This is a genomic window from Flavobacterium sp. GL_143, assembly GCF_057834355.1.
In genome coordinates this window covers 1091033-1107307 of sequence record NZ_CM174401.1, presented here as the reverse complement: position 1 = coordinate 1107307, position 16275 = coordinate 1091033, and the positions used below count along the sequence as shown (strand labels likewise).

General features: G+C 32.7%; 18 protein-coding genes. 15 read left to right on the top strand and 3 right to left on the bottom strand.

Annotation, left to right across the window (positions count from 1 at the left end; genetic code table 11):
* Positions 1 to 254: 254 nt before the first annotated feature.
* From AC3IPI_RS04670 to proC, 9 genes are all read left to right on the top strand, one after another.
* Positions 255 to 425, top strand: coding sequence for a hypothetical protein (locus AC3IPI_RS04670; RefSeq protein WP_165572136.1), 171 nt, complete (start codon positions 255 to 257; stop codon positions 423 to 425).
* A 70-nt stretch (positions 426 to 495) separates the two neighbouring features.
* Entirely contained in the window at positions 496 to 1035 is a 540-nt protein-coding gene (locus AC3IPI_RS04665) for a DMP19 family protein (protein WP_039118122.1), read from the top strand.
* A 416-nt stretch (positions 1036 to 1451) separates the two neighbouring features.
* Positions 1452 to 2723, top strand: coding sequence for a serine--tRNA ligase (serS, locus tag AC3IPI_RS04660; protein ID WP_039118123.1), 1272 nt, complete (start codon positions 1452 to 1454; stop codon positions 2721 to 2723).
* Positions 2724 to 2823: 100 nt separating this feature from the next.
* Complete coding sequence (locus tag AC3IPI_RS04655) at positions 2824 to 4602, top strand: tetratricopeptide repeat protein (RefSeq protein WP_489157446.1); 1779 nt, start codon at positions 2824 to 2826, stop codon at positions 4600 to 4602.
* 60 nt (positions 4603 to 4662) lie between these two features.
* On the top strand, positions 4663 to 4974 hold the full coding sequence (locus tag AC3IPI_RS04650; protein ID WP_039116568.1) for a DUF4286 family protein: 312 nt from the start codon (positions 4663 to 4665) through the stop codon (positions 4972 to 4974).
* 233 nt (positions 4975 to 5207) lie between these two features.
* Positions 5208 to 5684 carry a nucleotidyl transferase AbiEii/AbiGii toxin family protein gene (locus AC3IPI_RS04645; RefSeq protein WP_039118127.1) on the top strand — a complete coding sequence of 159 codons (477 nt, stop codon included), beginning with the start codon at positions 5208 to 5210 and terminating at the stop codon, positions 5682 to 5684.
* A gap of 71 nt (positions 5685 to 5755) precedes the next feature.
* Positions 5756 to 6535 (top strand): 16S rRNA (adenine(1518)-N(6)/adenine(1519)-N(6))-dimethyltransferase RsmA, encoded by a 780-nt coding sequence (rsmA, locus tag AC3IPI_RS04640; RefSeq protein WP_086895766.1) that lies wholly within the window; start codon positions 5756 to 5758, stop codon positions 6533 to 6535.
* Complete coding sequence (gene mgtE / locus AC3IPI_RS04635; protein ID WP_039118128.1) at positions 6525 to 7931, top strand: magnesium transporter; 1407 nt, start codon at positions 6525 to 6527, stop codon at positions 7929 to 7931. The genes rsmA and mgtE overlap by 11 nt, the downstream gene beginning before the upstream one ends.
* Before the next feature lie 115 nt (positions 7932 to 8046).
* Positions 8047 to 8823 (top strand): pyrroline-5-carboxylate reductase, encoded by a 777-nt coding sequence (gene proC, locus AC3IPI_RS04630; RefSeq protein WP_039116562.1) that lies wholly within the window; start codon positions 8047 to 8049, stop codon positions 8821 to 8823.
* A gap of 64 nt (positions 8824 to 8887) precedes the next feature.
* Here the strand turns inward: proC and nhaA are convergent, their stop codons facing one another.
* Both nhaA and AC3IPI_RS04620 read right to left on the bottom strand, forming a co-directional pair.
* Positions 8888 to 10036, bottom strand: a complete 1149-nt coding sequence (nhaA, locus tag AC3IPI_RS04625) for a Na+/H+ antiporter NhaA (protein ID WP_489157442.1) — start codon at positions 10034 to 10036, stop codon at positions 8888 to 8890.
* Positions 10037 to 10046: 10 nt separating this feature from the next.
* A complete protein-coding gene (locus tag AC3IPI_RS04620; RefSeq protein ID WP_039118131.1) occupies positions 10047 to 10739 on the bottom strand; it encodes an aspartate/glutamate racemase family protein in 693 nt (230 codons plus the stop codon).
* A gap of 107 nt (positions 10740 to 10846) precedes the next feature.
* Here AC3IPI_RS04620 and AC3IPI_RS04615 point away from each other — a divergent pair, with 107 nt between their 5' ends.
* The 6 genes from AC3IPI_RS04615 to AC3IPI_RS04590 all read left to right on the top strand — a co-directional run bounded on the left by AC3IPI_RS04615 (position 10847) and on the right by AC3IPI_RS04590 (position 14310).
* Positions 10847 to 11791: a 2-hydroxyacid dehydrogenase gene (locus AC3IPI_RS04615; protein ID WP_489157440.1), complete on the top strand. Its 945-nt coding sequence runs from the start codon at positions 10847 to 10849 to the stop codon at positions 11789 to 11791.
* Between the two features lie 82 nt (positions 11792 to 11873).
* Positions 11874 to 12152 (top strand): TM2 domain-containing protein, encoded by a 279-nt coding sequence (locus AC3IPI_RS04610; RefSeq protein ID WP_039116557.1) that lies wholly within the window; start codon positions 11874 to 11876, stop codon positions 12150 to 12152.
* Between the two features lie 178 nt (positions 12153 to 12330).
* Positions 12331 to 12669: a TM2 domain-containing protein gene (locus AC3IPI_RS04605; RefSeq protein ID WP_039116556.1), complete on the top strand. Its 339-nt coding sequence runs from the start codon at positions 12331 to 12333 to the stop codon at positions 12667 to 12669.
* Between the two features lie 3 nt (positions 12670 to 12672).
* Complete coding sequence (locus tag AC3IPI_RS04600; RefSeq protein WP_039116555.1) at positions 12673 to 13086, top strand: DUF2752 domain-containing protein; 414 nt, start codon at positions 12673 to 12675, stop codon at positions 13084 to 13086.
* On the top strand, positions 13083 to 13529 hold the full coding sequence (locus tag AC3IPI_RS04595; protein WP_039116553.1) for a magnetosome magnetite crystal formation protein family: 447 nt from the start codon (positions 13083 to 13085) through the stop codon (positions 13527 to 13529). Before AC3IPI_RS04600 ends, AC3IPI_RS04595 begins: the two co-directional genes overlap by 4 nt.
* The gene (locus tag AC3IPI_RS04590) at positions 13513 to 14310 is read left to right on the top strand and encodes a M48 family metallopeptidase (protein ID WP_489157436.1); all 798 of its coding nucleotides are present in this window, start codon (positions 13513 to 13515) and stop codon (positions 14308 to 14310) included. The genes AC3IPI_RS04595 and AC3IPI_RS04590 overlap by 17 nt, the downstream gene beginning before the upstream one ends.
* A 102-nt stretch (positions 14311 to 14412) precedes the next feature.
* On the opposite strand, the gene AC3IPI_RS04585 is transcribed toward AC3IPI_RS04590, so the two are convergent.
* The gene (locus AC3IPI_RS04585) at positions 14413 to 16215 is read right to left on the bottom strand and encodes a GNAT family N-acyltransferase (protein WP_039116549.1); all 1803 of its coding nucleotides are present in this window, start codon (positions 16213 to 16215) and stop codon (positions 14413 to 14415) included.
* Positions 16216 to 16275 lie beyond the last annotated feature (60 nt).

Sequence of the window (16275 nt, the reverse complement as noted above, 5' to 3'; positions counted from 1 at the left end):
ATTTTAATAGAATTTGGGCGATGAATAATTTTAATTCAATGCTAAAATAGTGTTTTTTGTTACATAATAATATTGTGAATTTATATTTCTTATGAAAATGGGTTTGCGTTAGGGATAGCAGCGGATAGCCCACAGCCTGACGTAGGAAGTGCGAGGACTTGTAGTGAATAGCCCGACCCGGAGGGAAACGCCCAGTAAATTATTCCCATTCAGTTTCATATCTTTGTAAGCGGAATTAAATAAGCATAGAAATCATGGCAAAAGGACCTGAAAAAAATACCAAAAACAAGGCTTTGCATACCAAATTGCTAAACCGAAAAAAGACTAAACTTCAGGAGGAGAAAAAAGCAAAAGCATTACGTTTGAAAGCTTTGGTTACAAAAATGAATGAAAAAATGGGAAAGGACGGATTAGACGGGATATAAATCAGATTGTATTTCTTTTCTGGTTTAATTTAACTGAAATTTGCAAAACAAAATCTAAACATAAAACAAGATGGAATTCGGTAGAATAATAGTTTCTGAAACGGCAATGAATAGTGAGAATCTTCAAGATATAATTCACTCTAATATTTCGGTAATTAACTTAATGCGTGAGGAAGGTATTGATGATGACTTGATTCATGAGGATGCTTTGATGAGTTATTATTTAGATTATTACACTTCGCAATGTACAGAGGGAAATTTTGCTCAATTTGTATATAATTCGAGTTGGAATGCTGAGTTAAATGAGTTAATCGAAGAAGGTTTGGCTTTGCTTGGTGCCGAAAAACACTTGGAATTATTCCAACAACAAAGCAAAAAAGTAAAATTAATGAGCAGCGTAAAACTTAATAAATTCCTTAAAGGAAAATTAGAAGGTGTAAACCCAATAAGAGATTTGCTGAATAATGATACTTTTTATGAAATAGAAGAAAACCTGGTTACGTTGAACGCTAATTTTTTAAAATCACATCCTGATTTAGAGGTTCTTTCGGTAGATGATATGTTTGCTACTTTGGAGGAATTTGTGGGTCATGAAATTAAAAGAGCTTAAAAGAAAGTTCTTAGGTTCGGAGTAGCAAAGGTTCAAAGGGTGAGTTTGTGTGAAATGGAGTTTGTGAGAAGAGAGAAGGAAGATTTAAGATGTAAGAAGAAAGAGGGATTAGAGAACAATGATATTGTAAAGTTATCAGAATTATTTTTGGTAACTATTTGATACTTAAACTCTACTCAAGAGGACAAAGTATTGTATTTATTTCTATTTAATTAAACTTTTGGGAGTCTTTGTGTCGCCTTTGTGCAACTTTGTGATTCTTTGACTCCGCTCAGGAGGACAACAGTTTCTGGAATAATATTTTTTTATAAGTAAGAAATTACCTTTCCCTATAAACTTTGTCCCATTCTTAGCAAACATTTCCTTAAATTTGCTTCCTTAATATATAAATATACAATAGTTACAAAATTTAAGCTATGTTACAAATCGCATTTATTAGAGAAAATCAGGAAAAAGTAATCACAGCTTTGGCAAAACGAAATATCGATGCCAAAAGCGCTGTTGAAGAAGTGGTGCAACTAGATGAAAAACGTCGTGCAACTCAAGTTGAGTTGGATAACATTTTGTCTGAATCTAATAAATTATCCAAAGATATTGGCGAATTGATGAAAGCGGGTGAAAAATCTAAAGCCGCAATTTTAAAAGAGAAAACAGTTGTATTAAAAGAAAAAAGTAAAGAGTTAGCAGACAAAGCTGATGTTTTGGCTCAGGATTTAACTCAAAAATTATATGCATTGCCAAACCTTCCAGCTGATATTGTACCAGCAGGGAAAACTCCAGAAGACAATTTGAATGTTTTTGAAGAGGGTGAAATTCCAGTTTTGCATGAAGGTGCACAACCACATTGGGATTTGGTAAAAAAATATGATATTATCGATTTTGAGCTTGGTGTAAAAATAGCTGGTGCTGGATTTCCTGTTTATAAAGGAAAAGGTGCTAGATTGCAACGTGCTTTAATCAATTATTTTTTAGATAAAAATACTGCCGCAGGATATAATGAAGTGCAAGTTCCGCATTTAGTAAACGAAGCTTCAGGATATGGAACAGGACAGTTGCCAGACAAAGAAGGACAAATGTATCATTCGACTATTGACGATTTATACTTAATCCCAACTGCCGAAGTTCCTGTTACGAATTTATTCCGTGATGTTATTTTGAGCGAAAGCGAATTACCTGTTTTACATACAGCATATACGCCTTGTTTCCGTCGTGAGGCGGGTTCTTATGGAGCTCACGTACGTGGATTAAACCGTTTGCACCAATTTGACAAAGTAGAAATTGTACGTGTTGAGCATCCGGATAATTCATATAAAGCGCTTGACGGAATGGTGGAGCATGTGAAAACTATTTTGCAAGAATTAAAGTTACCTTACCGAATTTTACGTTTGTGTGGTGGTGATATGGGTTTTACAGCAGCATTGACATATGACTTTGAAGTTTTCTCTACAGCACAAGATCGTTGGTTAGAGATTAGTTCAGTTTCTAACTTCGAAACTTTTCAAGCGAACCGTTTGAAATTACGTTTTAAAGATAAAGACGGAAAAAATCAATTGGCTCATACATTAAACGGAAGCTCATTGGCTTTGCCAAGAGTACTTGCGGGAATTCTTGAAAATTACCAAACACCAGAGGGAATCGTAATTCCAGAAGTATTACGACCATACTGTGGGTTTGATATTATAGACTAATCTTTTTAGTAAACAGTATTCGGTTGCAGTTTTCAGTCCAGTTTGGAAACTGAAAACTGTTACTGAGACTGAATACTAAAACTGTAACTAAAAACCGAAGATGAAAAAGCTCTTTCTATTTATTACTTTATCATTCTCGCTATTTACATTTGCTCAAAATGAACAATTAGCGCAATATTATTACGATAAAGGTGATTTTGAAAAAGCAAAAATCAGCTATCAGGAATTGTTGGATACTAATCCTTCGAACACACAATATTTTTATCGAACTATTGATTGTTATCAACAACTACAACAGTTTGATGTAGCCGAAAAAATTATCCAAAATCGATTTAATAAGTACAAACAAGGTACTATTTTAATTGAACTGGGATATAATTTTCAATTACAAAAAAATGATGCTAAAGCCAAAAACTACTACGATCAGGCTTTAGATAAAATCTCTACAAATCCTAATGAGGTATTTGGTATTGCCAATTCTTTTGAGAAAAAAGTGTTATTGGAATATGCTTTAAAAGCGTATCAAATGGCATCGAAAATTCAGCCTAGCTTTAATTTTAATTTTCAGATTGGTTTACTCTACGGACAAATGGGTAAGACTGATATGATGATTGAAACTTTGTTGACAGAATCTAATGAAAATCAACAAAACACTCCGTTAATTCAGAGTCAGTTATCAAGGTTTATGGCAGATGCTGCCGATACAAGTTTTAACGATGCATTACGAAAAGCACTTATTTTAAGAACTCAAAAAGACCAAGATGTTTTTTGGAATCATTATTTGAGTTGGTTTTATGTGCAACAAAAAGAGTTTGCAAAAGCATTTATTCAGGAAAAAGCAATTTACAAACGTGATCCCGAATCACTTTCGAGTATTGTTAATTTGGCTCAGTTTGCGATTGATGATGAAGATCCCGAAGCAGCTCAGGAGATTTTAGCTTTTGTTCTGGAGAATACAAAAGATTTAAGTTTGCTTGTACAGGCAAATACCTATTTGTATAAAATAAAAATTGACAAAGCAACCGAAAAAGAATATCCAGTAATTAATACAGGACTCCAAGAATTGCTAACAACTTACGGCATAAGTCCTTTTACCTTATCTTTGCAATTAATTCAAGCACATTTTTTGGCTTTTGATTTAAAAAAATCGGAAGAAGCAAAAACGATTGTTAAGAATGCACTCGAATTACAACTGAATGATTATCAAAAAGCAGAGGCTAAAATGGAATTAGCTGATATTTTACTTTTTGAAGAAAAATTTAATCAGGCGTTATTGTATTATTCACAAATAGAATTGGATCTTAAAAACGATGTTATGGCGCATGAAGCGAGTTTAAAAGCTGCCAAAACGAGTTATTTTAAAACCGATTTTGTGTGGGCTTTAAAACAGTTTAAAGAGTTAAAATCGGCTAATACACAGTTGATTGCAAATGATGCTTTGGAGTATTTTTTATTGATAAATGATAATACAGTTGCCGATTCTACACAAACGGCTTTGAAGCAATTTGCAAAGGGAGACTATCTTATATATCAAAATAGAAATCAAGATGCGATAGCTCAATTTCAAAATATATTAAAAACTTTTAAAGGACAAGAAATAGAAGCCGTAACTTTGCTGCGATTAGGACAAATTTACGAAGACTTAGGCGATTATAATTCGGCTTTAAGTCAATACCAATTGATTATCGATCAACATAGTGACGGAATCTATATTGATGAAGCATTGTTCTTTTCGGCAGAAATTTACAATAAGAAATTACAGGATTTTGAAAAGGCAAAAGCCTTATATGAGAAAGTAATCTTTAACCATCAGGATAGTATTTATTTTGTAGATGCCAGAAAGAGATACAGGGAATTGCGAGGCGATACCAATTTATAGCTAGGTTTAATTGGTTATTCGTTTAACCGATTAACCGAAAAAACGATTAAACAGATAAAAATGATTATTTACAACATCACCACAAACATACATGAAAGTGTGCATAACCAATGGTTAAATTGGATGCAACAAAAACATATTCCTGAAATTTTAGCAACAGGAAAATTTTCATCTGCAAGAATAGTAAAAGTTTTAGTAGATGAAGAAATGGGAGGGATTACTTATTCTGTTCAATATGTTACTGATAGTAAGGAAACGTTAGAGAAATATTACCTTGAAGACGAACCAGCTTTCAGTCAGGAAGCATTACGATTATTTGCAGATAAAATGCTTTCTTTTAGAACAGAATTAGAGTTTATCTCGGAGCATTAAATAGATTATTTGATATTTTGGAGAGTCTAACAATCTGAAAATATAAATGGAAATTAAATTTCAAACTAAGGAACAGAGCAATAAACAACAACAAGAGGATTTCTTGAAGTTGTCTAAAACGGAAAGGGTATATAGCTTTTTTCGTTTGATGGAACGTGTGAGCAAGTTTCCTGTTAAGAATAAAGAAGATAAGAATAAAGATAATTTTCTGATTGTTATAAAATCAAAGTAGGATGCTAAAATTGTGGGATCAAAACATTAACGAGTTCATTACTTTAGCTAACAAACATCAAGTTCGAATGCTTATGGTTGGTGGGGGAGCCGTTAACTTCCATGGTTATCAAAGACATTCAGCAGATGTTGATTTTTGGATAGAAACAACAGATGAAAATTTTAAAAAATTAGTTGTTGTTTTCAATGAGATGGGGTATGAAATTACTGATTTCCCTGAAAATGTAAAAAAACAAGAACAGAATATTTCAGTGAAATTTTCTCCAATTGATTTAGATTTAGAATTAATTACCAAATTTTCGGTAAATAAAACTTTTGAAGAAGCTTACAATGACAGTGAGGAAGTAACTGTAAATGACAAAACATTTTTAAGATGGAATGTTTTATCTTTAGAAGACTTGATTACAAGTAAAATTAAAGCGAATAGAGCTAAGGATTTACTAGATATTCAACAACTTCGGGAAATTAATAAAAAATAGATTATTTGATATTTGAGTGGATTGATATTTCAAAAAACTCAATAATCTAACAATCTGATAATCTAAAATAAATGGAAAAAGTAAAAGCCAAAAAACATCTCGGACAGCATTTCCTTAAGGATGAAAGCATCGCTAAGGCAATAGCAGATACGTTAAGTTTAAAAGGATATGACGAGGTTCTGGAAATTGGACCAGGAATGGGTGTGTTAACCAAATACTTGTTAGAAAAGCCAATCAATACCTATGTTATCGAAATTGATACTGAATCGGTAACTTATCTAGATGAGAATTATCCAAAATTAAAAGATAAAATTATTTCAAAGGATTTTTTGAAGTATGATATAAATGAAGTTTTTGAGAAAAAACAATTTGCTATAATTGGGAATTTCCCATATAATATTTCTACTCAGATTGTTTTTAAAACATTAGAATATCGTGATCAGATTCCAGAATTTTCTGGAATGTTTCAAAAAGAAGTAGCACAACGTATTTGTGAAAAGAAAGGGTCTAAAGCTTATGGGATACTATCGGTTTTGGCACAGGCTTTTTATGATACCGAATACTTGTTTACGGTAGATGAGAATGTATTTATTCCGCCCCCCAAAGTAAAATCGGGAGTTATGAAAATGACCCGAAAAGAAGATTACAGTTTGCCTTGCGGCGAAAAGTTATTCTTTACAGTAGTGAAAACAGCTTTCCAGCAACGTAGGAAAACGTTACGTAACAGTTTGAAAACATTAAATTTATCAGACAAGTTAAGAGAAGACACTATCTTTGATTTACGCCCGGAACAACTAAACGTGGCAGAATTTATAGCATTAACTCAGAAAATAGAAGCCGATGGAGTTTAAAATCAGCAAAGGTCTAATACAAGAATTAGAAACACTCATTCAGAGTAAAAACGACAAGCAATTGGAAGTTTTATTGAATGATATTCACCATGCTGATATTGCCGAAATCCTGGATGAACTGGATTTTGATAAAGCAACTTACATATTTAAAGTATTAGATAGCGAAAAAACCGCTGAGATTCTTCTGGAATTAGAAGATGATTTGCGTGAGAATATATTAAGCAGGCTTTCGCCAAAAGAGATTGCCGAGGAGCTTGACGAATTAGAAACAAATGATGCTGCTGATATTATTGGTGAATTATCGAAAGATAGAAAAGCCGAAGTAATATCTGAACTTCAGGACGTAGAACATGCTAAAGGCATTGTCGATTTATTACGTTACGCCGAGAATACTGCAGGGGGAATCATGCACAAAGAGTTGGTAAAAGTCAATGAAAATTGGAATGTGCTTACTTGTGTGAAAGAAATGCGAATTCAGGCAGAAAATATTTCAAGAGTACATTCTATTTATGTAGTCGATGATGAAGATAGATTAAAAGGGCGTTTGTCGCTTAAGGATTTATTAACCACTTCTACACGAACTCCTGTTAGCGAGGTTTACATTAAGAAATTACATTATGTAGATGTAGAAACTCCCGATGTTGAAGTAGGGCGTATCATGGAAAAATATGACCTGGAAGCAATTCCTGTTGTAGATGAACTGGGACGTTTGGTAGGTCGCATTACGATTGATGATGTTATCGATGTCATAAGAGATGAAATAGAAAAAAGGGATACCGAGGACATTCAGAAATTTGGGGGTTTGGAAGCTCTTGAATTACCGTATGTAGAAACTACCCTTTTTGAAATGGTTAAAAAAAGAGCTACCTGGTTGGTGGTTCTGTTTATTGGAGAAATGTTTACTGCATCTGCAATGGGCTTTTTTGAAGGAGAAATAGAGAAAGCTGTTGTCTTGGCTTTATTTGTTCCACTTATTATTTCTAGTGGAGGTAATTCGGGATCACAAGCTGCAACACTTATTATTCGTGCAATGGCCTTAAAAGAGTTAACACTAAAAGACTGGTGGTATGTAATGAAAAAAGAAATTGCATCAGGTTTTTTATTGGGTTCTATATTAGGAATTGTTGGTTTTATAAGAATCATGATATGGCAAAAAACAGGATTGTATGAATATGGAATCCATTGGTTTTTTGTTGCACTAACGGTTTCTTTTTCTTTATTATTTATTGTATTGTGGGGAACGTTATCTGGATCGATGATACCATTTATGCTAAAAAAACTTAAGCTGGATCCAGCAACTTCATCTGCACCATTTGTAGCAACATTAGTTGATGTAACAGGATTAGTTATTTACTTTACAATTGCATCTATATTATTAAAAGGCAAGTTATTATAAAAATAAAAGCATGAATTTAAATATACTTAACCACTATATTTCATGCTCTTAGAGTCTTTTTAAGACTCAAATCTATTAAACCAAAACAACCAAAAAACTATAAATTACAACCAGAATGAAAGTACACATAATAGGAGGAGGAAACCTTGGGGTTTCTATAGCCTTAGGGATTGCAAAATTCTCAAAGAATAATCAAGTTACAATTACCAGAAGAAATACAGCTAGTATCTTGTATTTGCAAGAATTAGGAATTACAGTTTCATCAGATAATAAACATAATATACAAGAAGCAGATCTTGTTATCCTGACTATAAAGCCATATCAGGTTGATACGGTTTTGACAGAAATCCTTCCTGTGATTTTTAATAAAACAATTGCTTCGGCAGTAAGTGGTCTTGCTATTGATGTGCTTCAAAACAAAACCAATCAGGAGCATCATGTAGTACGAATCATGCCTAATATTGCAGCGCAATTTGGAGAATCGGCTACGTGTATTTCATTTACCGAAAAAGATAGAGCACAAGCGTTACCAGTTGTAACTTTATTTGAAGATTTAGGAACAGCTCCAATTATTGACGAAAAGTTAATGGATGCTGCAACTGTTTTAGGGGCTTGCGGTACAGCGTATGCTTTGCGATATATTCGTGCTTCGATGCAAGCAGGAATAGAAATAGGATTTGATTCTCAAACAGCATTGGCTATAGCGGCGCAAACCGTAAAGGGAGCAGCCAAAATGTTACTAGAGGAAAAAGTACATCCTGAACAATTAATCGATCGCGTAACAACACCACAAGGCTGTACAATTGTTGGATTGAATGAAATGGAACATAATGGTTTTAGTTCATCTCTAATTAAAGGAATCAAAACTTCTTTAAAGCAAATTAAAGGATAGTTTTAAAAATAGTGTTTTTATAAAAAAAGGACTTTCAGTTTTAACCGAAAGTCCTTTTTTGTTTTTAAGTATTCTTAATACGTTTCTTTAAAGTCAATTTTAGCCAGATGAATCCCAGTAATCCTGCAATAAATGAAGCAAGCAAAATTGCTATTTTGGAAAAATTAATGACTTCTGGATCTTTAAAAGCAAGTAGGGTTATAAATATGGACATTGTAAATCCAATTCCGCCCAGCATCCCTGCACCTATAACGTAAGACCATTTAAGTTCTTTTGGTAACGTACAAATTCCTAATGCAACACCTAAGAAAGCAAATAGAGTTATTCCTAAAGGTTTCCCAACAACTAATCCTAAAATAATTCCTAGTGTATTAGGATGACTTAAACCTTCATGCCAATCAGAGTTTATAGCAATGCACGTATTTGCCAATGCAAACAATGGTAAGATAAAAAACGCAACTGGTTTATGTAAAAAGTGCTGTAGTTTATAAGAAGAAGTTTTCTTGCCGCCATCTCCAAACGGAATTACAAAAGCAAGTAAAACACCTGTTATTGTAGCGTGAACTCCAGAATTTAGCATAAAATACCACATGATAACTCCACCAATTAAATAAACATAGAGATTGTGAACTTTCATTCGATTAAAAATAAATAACACACCTAAAACAGCAAAAGCCAAAGCTAAATATAGGAACGATATAGTTGTAGTATAGAATAACGCAATAACTACAATAGCACCCAAATCATCGATTACGGCAAGAGCAGTAAGGAATACTTTTAGAGAAGATGGAACTTTGTTTCCTAAAAGAGATAGAATTCCAATTGCAAAAGCAATGTCGGTTGCCATCGGGATTCCAGCTCCGTTTTGTGTATCAGTTCCAAAATTCAGTAATAAAAATATTCCCGCAGGAATAAGCATTCCGCCCAAAGCACCAAAAATTGGTAATGAAGCATTTTTTATACTAGTTAATTCTCCTTGATAAATTTCGCGTTCTAATTCTAATCCTATCAAAAGAAAGAAGATAGTCATCAAACCATCATTTATCCAATGTGTAATAGAATGATGTCCGATATTGGTTTCCCAAAAAGCAATATAATCGTTTTGGAAAATAGAGTTTGCTAAAAAAAGAGAAAGAATAGTTACGAAAAGTAAAATCAGACCTCCTGATTTTTCACTTTGAAAAAAGGCCTTAAATGTTTTTGTTAATTTCATTTTTATATTGTTATTTCAGTGCGAGTTCTACAGCTTTTTGCGCATGAATTGCTGCTGTATTAAATAATTTGGTTGCTGTGTATTCGTTGGTAATTAGTAGTTCAATTTCGGTACATCCTAATATAATTCCTTCGGCGCCTTGGCTTATTAAATCGGTTATTATATCTAAAAAAATAGTTCTTGAATCGGTATTTATTATTCCTTTTACCAATTCTTCATATATTATTCGATGAATTTCGACTCTTTGTTCTTGATTAGGGATTATAGTTTCTATTTTATATTTGTCGAGCAAGCGACCTTTAAAGAAATCTTGCTCCATTGTAAATGAAGTTCCTAACAATCCTATTTTTCTAAAATTTTCTGCATTAATCTTCTCAGCAGTTGCGTCGACAATATGAATTAAAGGAATTGATACGCTTTTTTCTATTTCATCAGATAATTTATGCATTGTGTTTGTGCATAATATGATAAAATCAGCTCCTGCTTTTTCTAGTTGTTGAGCCGCGTCTGACATTAATATTCCTAATTTATTCCAATTGCCTTCTTTTTGCAAAGTTGCAATTTCATTAAAATCTACTGAGTACATTACGGATTTACAGGAATGAACACCACCAAGTTTTTCTTGAACACTCCTATTTATTATTTGATAATATAAAGAAGAACTTTCCCATGACATGCCACCAATCAATCCAATTGTTTTCATAAAATCGTTTTATGCGAATTTACACATTTCTTAGCGAATTCTTTTGGTTAAAACCAAAACCCGTATTTTTTTTGTTACTTTGTTTATCTAATTTAAGTCTTAATTTCATGCCAATTAAAGTTTTACATATCGATAGCAATCACCCAATTCTTTGGGAACAATTACAGGAAGCTGGATTTGAAAATCATGCCGATTTTACTTCTACTAAAGAAGAAATTGAAGCAAAAATTCAGGATTATCAGGGAATTGTAATCAGAAGTCGTTTTAAAATCGACAAACAATTTATAGATAAAGCAACAAATTTAAAATTTATAGCACGTGTTGGGGCGGGATTAGAAAGCATAGATTGTGATTATGCTCTCTCTAAAGATATCGAACTAATTGCTGCTCCCGAGGGAAATTGTAATGCAGTTGCAGAGCATACATTAGGAATGATTCTGTCTCTTTTTAATAAACTAAATCTTGCCGATAGCGAAATACGTTCGGGACAATGGAACCGAGAAAGTAATCGTGGTTATGAACTTGACGGAAAAACAGTAGGGATTATAGGTTATGGTAATATGGGTAAAGCATTTGCAAAAAAACTTAGAGGTTTTGAGGTAGAAGTTTTATGTTATGATATTCAGGATAATGTTGGAGATAAAAATGCTAAACAAGTTTCATTAAAAGAGCTTCAAGAAAAAACCGATGTATTGAGTTTGCATATTCCGTGGACTCCAGAAACAGATAAAATGGTCGATACAGCATTTATTAATGCATTCAAAAAGCCATTATGGATAATTAACACCTCAAGAGGTAAGAACATTGTTACCGCCGATTTAGTTACCGCAATGCAATCAGGGAAAGTGCTTGGAGCTGGTTTAGATGTTTTAGAATATGAAAAATTATCTTTCGAAACACTTTTTCAGGACAAAGATACTCCCGAGGCTTTTCAGTATTTATTAGATGGTCGAAAAGTAATTTTAACACCGCATATTGCAGGTTGGACATTCGAAAGTCATGAGCGTTTAGCCCAAGTAATCGTTGATAAAATTAAAGCAGTTTGTTCATGAGTAAAAAATTTTAAGACGGATTTGTGAATTTTCTCAATAAAATTTCTATTTTTATTCATTATAAATTATTTAACTAATAAAAATGGAAAATTCAAAATCTGAAGAGTGGAACAACCCACAAATTGTAAAACCAGAAAATAAAAAAGTACTTGCCGGAGTTCTAGCAATTCTGCTAGGAGGATTAGGTATTCATAAATTTATTTTAGGGTATACTCAAGAAGGTATTATTCAGTTAGTTATCGGAGTGGTAACTTGCGGAGTTGGAGGAATAATAGGTCTTGTAGAAGGAATTATTTACTTAACTAAAACTGACGAAGAGTTTTATCAAACCTACCAAGTAGGTAAGAAAGGCTGGTTTTAAGATATAAAATCTCGATTTTTCGAGATTTTTTTTTGGCTTTCATTTTTTTAATTTTAAAAACGATAGTGCTAAAATTAATTAAAAGAAGTTATTTCTTATAATTTTTTATATTTGCAAAAAATGGAGTATCCGAAAATCCATAAATAGAGTAGGGACCAATCAAAACCAAAATTTAATAATGGATACACAAAAAGTTGATATGTTTATGATGATGAATGCAAAATATTTTGAAGGGCATCATTTAAACGCAATCAGAGAAAAACTTTTAAGTTTAGACGAAAGCCAATGGCAAAGATTACAATTAACTCAATTTAAAGATCCAACAACAGCTTTGTTGATTTCTATTTTTGCTGGTGCATACGGAATTGACCGTTTTTATATTGGCGATACAGGAATGGGAGTAGGTAAATTACTTACTTGTGGAGGTTTTATGATTTGGGCTATTGTAGATTGGTTTTTAATCCAAGGAGCTACCAAAGAAAAAAATGCAATGGCATTTAACAATACATTTTTGTAAAACATGACAAAAAACAAGCTTTATGCGTTAACTTTAATTGCTTGTTTTTTAGGGTATAGTTGGTTGTTCTTTTTTGATTTTGTATCACATTTAAATTCAGATCATGATCTTACGGTCTGTCTTTTTAAAAGAATAACCACTATTCCTTGTCCTTCTTGTGGAACTACACGAGCAGTCGACAGTTTTTTTAAAGGAAATATACTCACTTCTTTATACCTAAATCCATTCGGAATTATTGTAGCAGGAATAATGCTTATTGCTCCAGGCTGGATTGCGTTTGATTACTTCACAAAAAGACAATCTTTTTACGATTTCTACATTAAAACAGAAACAATAATTAGGACAAAAAAAGTTGCAATACTGTTGATTATTTTAGTAATTATCAATTGGATTTGGAATATAAACAAACAAATATGACCGCATTAAATAAGTTTAATTACAAACCTTATGATAGTGAGTTAGAAAGAGCATCAAATAGTTATTTGATGTCACTTGTTGCTGTGCTAGGAGGTTTGCCATTGCCAATTATGAATTTATTGGCATCCGTTTTTTTTTATTTAGGAAACAGAAAAAGTACAGCTTTTGTTAAATGGCATTGTACACAAGCATTATTGGCACAACTAGGTATGTTTTTCTTTAATACCGTAGGTTTTTGGTGGACAATCTCGATTGTTTTCAAAGAAGGTCAGTTTACCAATACATATATAGCGTATATGTTAACGATAATAGGTTTTAATCTAGTGGAGTTCATATTTACCTTATATCTGGCAAGTCAGACAAGAAAAGGAAATCATATCGAAATATACTTTTTTGCCGATATTACTAATTTAATTTGCAAGACCAATGAAAACACTATTTAGAGGACTAACCATCGTAGGAGCTTTTTTTGGTATATGGTTTTTATTAGCGCAAATAGATTATATCACTTTCTTTAAAATTGACAAAGCCAAAAGCGCTACCGAAAAAGGAGTTGGCGATATGATTTGGGATCAAATTAAAAAGACAGAAGATAGAATCGTAAATGATTCTATTACTAAAACATTAGATAAATTGCTAGATCCATTATGTAAAGAAAATGGAATTGTGCGCGATAGTCTTAAAGTTCATATTATCCAAAAAGATGAGGTAAATGCATTTGCTTTGCCAGACGGACATTTGGTAATATATTCAGGTTTAATCGAAGCTTCAAAAAATGAGCAAGCATTAATAGGTGTATTAGGACATGAAATTGCTCATATAGAGAATGACCATGTCATGAAAAAGCTATCCAAAGAAATTGGTTTCTCTGTTCTTATGTCTATTACAACAGGAAACAATGGGAGCGTAATAAAAGAAGTAATGCATACATTATCTTCTACAGCTTATGATCGTTCACTCGAGAAAGAGGCAGATATTACTAGTGTAGAATATATGCTTAAAGCAAAAGTTGACCCAGCACCATTTGCAGATTTTCTTTATGATATGTCATTTGATAAAAGTTTTGGAGGAGCTTTATCTTGGATAAGCACACATCCAGAGTCTGAGGCTAGAGCCAAATATATTTTGGAATATATAAAAGGTAAAAAACTAGAGAAGAAAATGATATTGTCTCAAAAAGAATGGGATGGTTTTAAAAAAGCGGTAAACGATTATGAAAATTAATAGCTGCTATTAGTTTTATCTAATCAAACAAAAGCAGTTTAGATAAAAACAAAAATCCCGTTTCATCGAAACGGGATTTTTGTTTTTATAAGAGTAGAGAAATTAATCGTCTTTCTCTGCAAGTTTTCTTTCTAATTCTATCTGAAATTCTTCAATAACCGGTTTCATTGTGCTTTCCGGAATGTCGGCGATACGAATGTACATTAAACCATCGATAGCATTATTAAATAAAGGGTCAACGTTAAAAGCTACAACACGCGCATTTTGTTTGATGTATTTTTTAATCAAAACAGGCAAACGTAAGTTTCCTGGTTCTAATTCGTCGATGATTTTATCAAACTTGTTTAAGTCAGATTCAGCTTCATCAAAAATAAAGTCCTTATCAGCATCTTTTAGTTTTACCTTGTATGCTTTTTTCGGGTGAATGTATTGTGCAATATAAGGATCGTAATAATTAGATTTCATAAACTCAATCATCAATGATTTAGAGAAATCAGAGAATTGATTACTAATACTTACACCACCAAGCAAATACTTATGCTCAGGATAACGCAACGTTGTATGAATGATTCCTTTCCATAATAAGAAAAGAGGCATTGGTTTTTGTTGGTATTCCTTAATAATAAATGCACGACCCATTTCGATAGATTTATGCATCATATCATGAAGTTCAGGCTCGAATCTAAAAAGGTCATTTAGATAAAAACCGTCCATTCCGTATTTAGGATAAATCTCAGAACCTAATCCCATACGGTAAGCACCAGATATTTTTTTGGCATCATCATCCCATAAAAACATATGGTGATAATATTGGTCGTATTGATCAATATCAATAGGCTCATTTGTTCCTTCACCAACCTCACGGAAGGTAATTTCGCGTAAGCGGCCGATTTCATGTAGTATATTCGGAATGTTTTTCGCTTCAGCAAAAAACACTTCGTAGTTTTTACTTTGTAATAATCTGCAATCTGTGTTTCTTAAAATTTCAACCTCTGCATTTATCTTGTTTCCATTTGCAGGAGTAACAATTTCCTTAGGACTTTTAGTAATCTTTAAGTTTGCAGTATCTAGCAATTTATGTTCCTTCTCAAAAGGATTTGCCAGCATATAAGTTTTCTTTCTTAAAAACTCCGAGTATTCTTCAAAAGATTCAAGTTCGTTTTGTTCGTTAACCGAAATAGGTTTTCCGATACGTACCTTAATAACACGATCCTTTTGAGTAAGTAACTCCGATGGTAATTTTGCTGTACGCAAAGTGTCATCTATTTTAGAAAGCCAATAGAACAATTTACTGTTTTTGGCATGAAAATAAATAGGAACAACAGGCACTTTGGCTTTTCTGATTAATTTAATCGCGCCTTCTTCCCAAGGTTTATCCACCACTAGTTTCCCGTCTTTATAAGTCGAAACTTCACCAGCAGGAAAAATCCCTAAAGGCTTTCCGTCACTTAAATGACGAAACGTTTCTTTTATTCCAACCACGCTTGATTTTGCATCCTTATGATTTTCAAAAGGATTTACAGGCATGATATATTTTTTTAACGGAACAATACGGTGTAACAGGAAGTTAGCAATAATCTTAAAATTAGGCTCTCTTTCAAGCATTAATTTTAATAATAAAATGCCATCAATACCACCAAGCGGATGGTTTGAGATAGTAATATAAGCACCGTCTTTAGGTAATCGTTTTAAATCTTCTTCCGGGATTTCGAATTTTATTTGTAAATCATCCAAAACTCCATTCAAAAAAGGGAGATCTTCTAAATGTTTATTCCTATCGTAAATCTTGTTCAAGGTCGATATCTTTAGTACCTTCATAAGGACCCAGCCAGAAAAAGTACCTAACACCCCGTACTTGTCAACATTTATTGCCTTGGCAACTTCTTTCGCGGTAACTAAACCCATGTACAATTTGTTTTTTAGAGCAGGAAACAAAGATAACAAAAAACTCTACTTTTCCTTAAT

Excerpts from the sequence above, each read along its gene's own strand:
- AC3IPI_RS04670 (WP_165572136.1), top strand. The coding sequence starts at position 255 with ATGGCAAAAGGACCTGAAAAAAATACCAAAAACAAGGCTTTGCATACC.
- AC3IPI_RS04665 (WP_039118122.1), top strand. The coding sequence starts at position 496 with ATGGAATTCGGTAGAATAATAGTTTCTGAAACGGCAATGAATAGTGAG.
- serS (WP_039118123.1), top strand. The coding sequence starts at position 1,452 with ATGTTACAAATCGCATTTATTAGAGAAAATCAGGAAAAAGTAATCACA.
- AC3IPI_RS04655 (WP_489157446.1), top strand. The coding sequence starts at position 2,824 with ATGAAAAAGCTCTTTCTATTTATTACTTTATCATTCTCGCTATTTACA.
- AC3IPI_RS04650 (WP_039116568.1), top strand. The coding sequence starts at position 4,663 with ATGATTATTTACAACATCACCACAAACATACATGAAAGTGTGCATAAC.
- AC3IPI_RS04645 (WP_039118127.1), top strand. The coding sequence starts at position 5,208 with ATGCTAAAATTGTGGGATCAAAACATTAACGAGTTCATTACTTTAGCT.
- rsmA (WP_086895766.1), top strand. The coding sequence starts at position 5,756 with ATGGAAAAAGTAAAAGCCAAAAAACATCTCGGACAGCATTTCCTTAAG.
- mgtE (WP_039118128.1), top strand. The coding sequence starts at position 6,525 with ATGGAGTTTAAAATCAGCAAAGGTCTAATACAAGAATTAGAAACACTC.
- proC (WP_039116562.1), top strand. The coding sequence starts at position 8,047 with ATGAAAGTACACATAATAGGAGGAGGAAACCTTGGGGTTTCTATAGCC.
- nhaA (WP_489157442.1), bottom strand. The coding sequence starts at position 10,036 with ATGAAATTAACAAAAACATTTAAGGCCTTTTTTCAAAGTGAAAAATCA.
- AC3IPI_RS04620 (WP_039118131.1), bottom strand. The coding sequence starts at position 10,739 with ATGAAAACAATTGGATTGATTGGTGGCATGTCATGGGAAAGTTCTTCT.
- AC3IPI_RS04615 (WP_489157440.1), top strand. The coding sequence starts at position 10,847 with ATGCCAATTAAAGTTTTACATATCGATAGCAATCACCCAATTCTTTGG.
- AC3IPI_RS04610 (WP_039116557.1), top strand. The coding sequence starts at position 11,874 with ATGGAAAATTCAAAATCTGAAGAGTGGAACAACCCACAAATTGTAAAA.
- AC3IPI_RS04605 (WP_039116556.1), top strand. The coding sequence starts at position 12,331 with ATGGATACACAAAAAGTTGATATGTTTATGATGATGAATGCAAAATAT.
- AC3IPI_RS04600 (WP_039116555.1), top strand. The coding sequence starts at position 12,673 with ATGACAAAAAACAAGCTTTATGCGTTAACTTTAATTGCTTGTTTTTTA.
- AC3IPI_RS04595 (WP_039116553.1), top strand. The coding sequence starts at position 13,083 with ATGACCGCATTAAATAAGTTTAATTACAAACCTTATGATAGTGAGTTA.
- AC3IPI_RS04590 (WP_489157436.1), top strand. The coding sequence starts at position 13,513 with ATGAAAACACTATTTAGAGGACTAACCATCGTAGGAGCTTTTTTTGGT.
- AC3IPI_RS04585 (WP_039116549.1), bottom strand. The coding sequence starts at position 16,215 with ATGGGTTTAGTTACCGCGAAAGAAGTTGCCAAGGCAATAAATGTTGAC.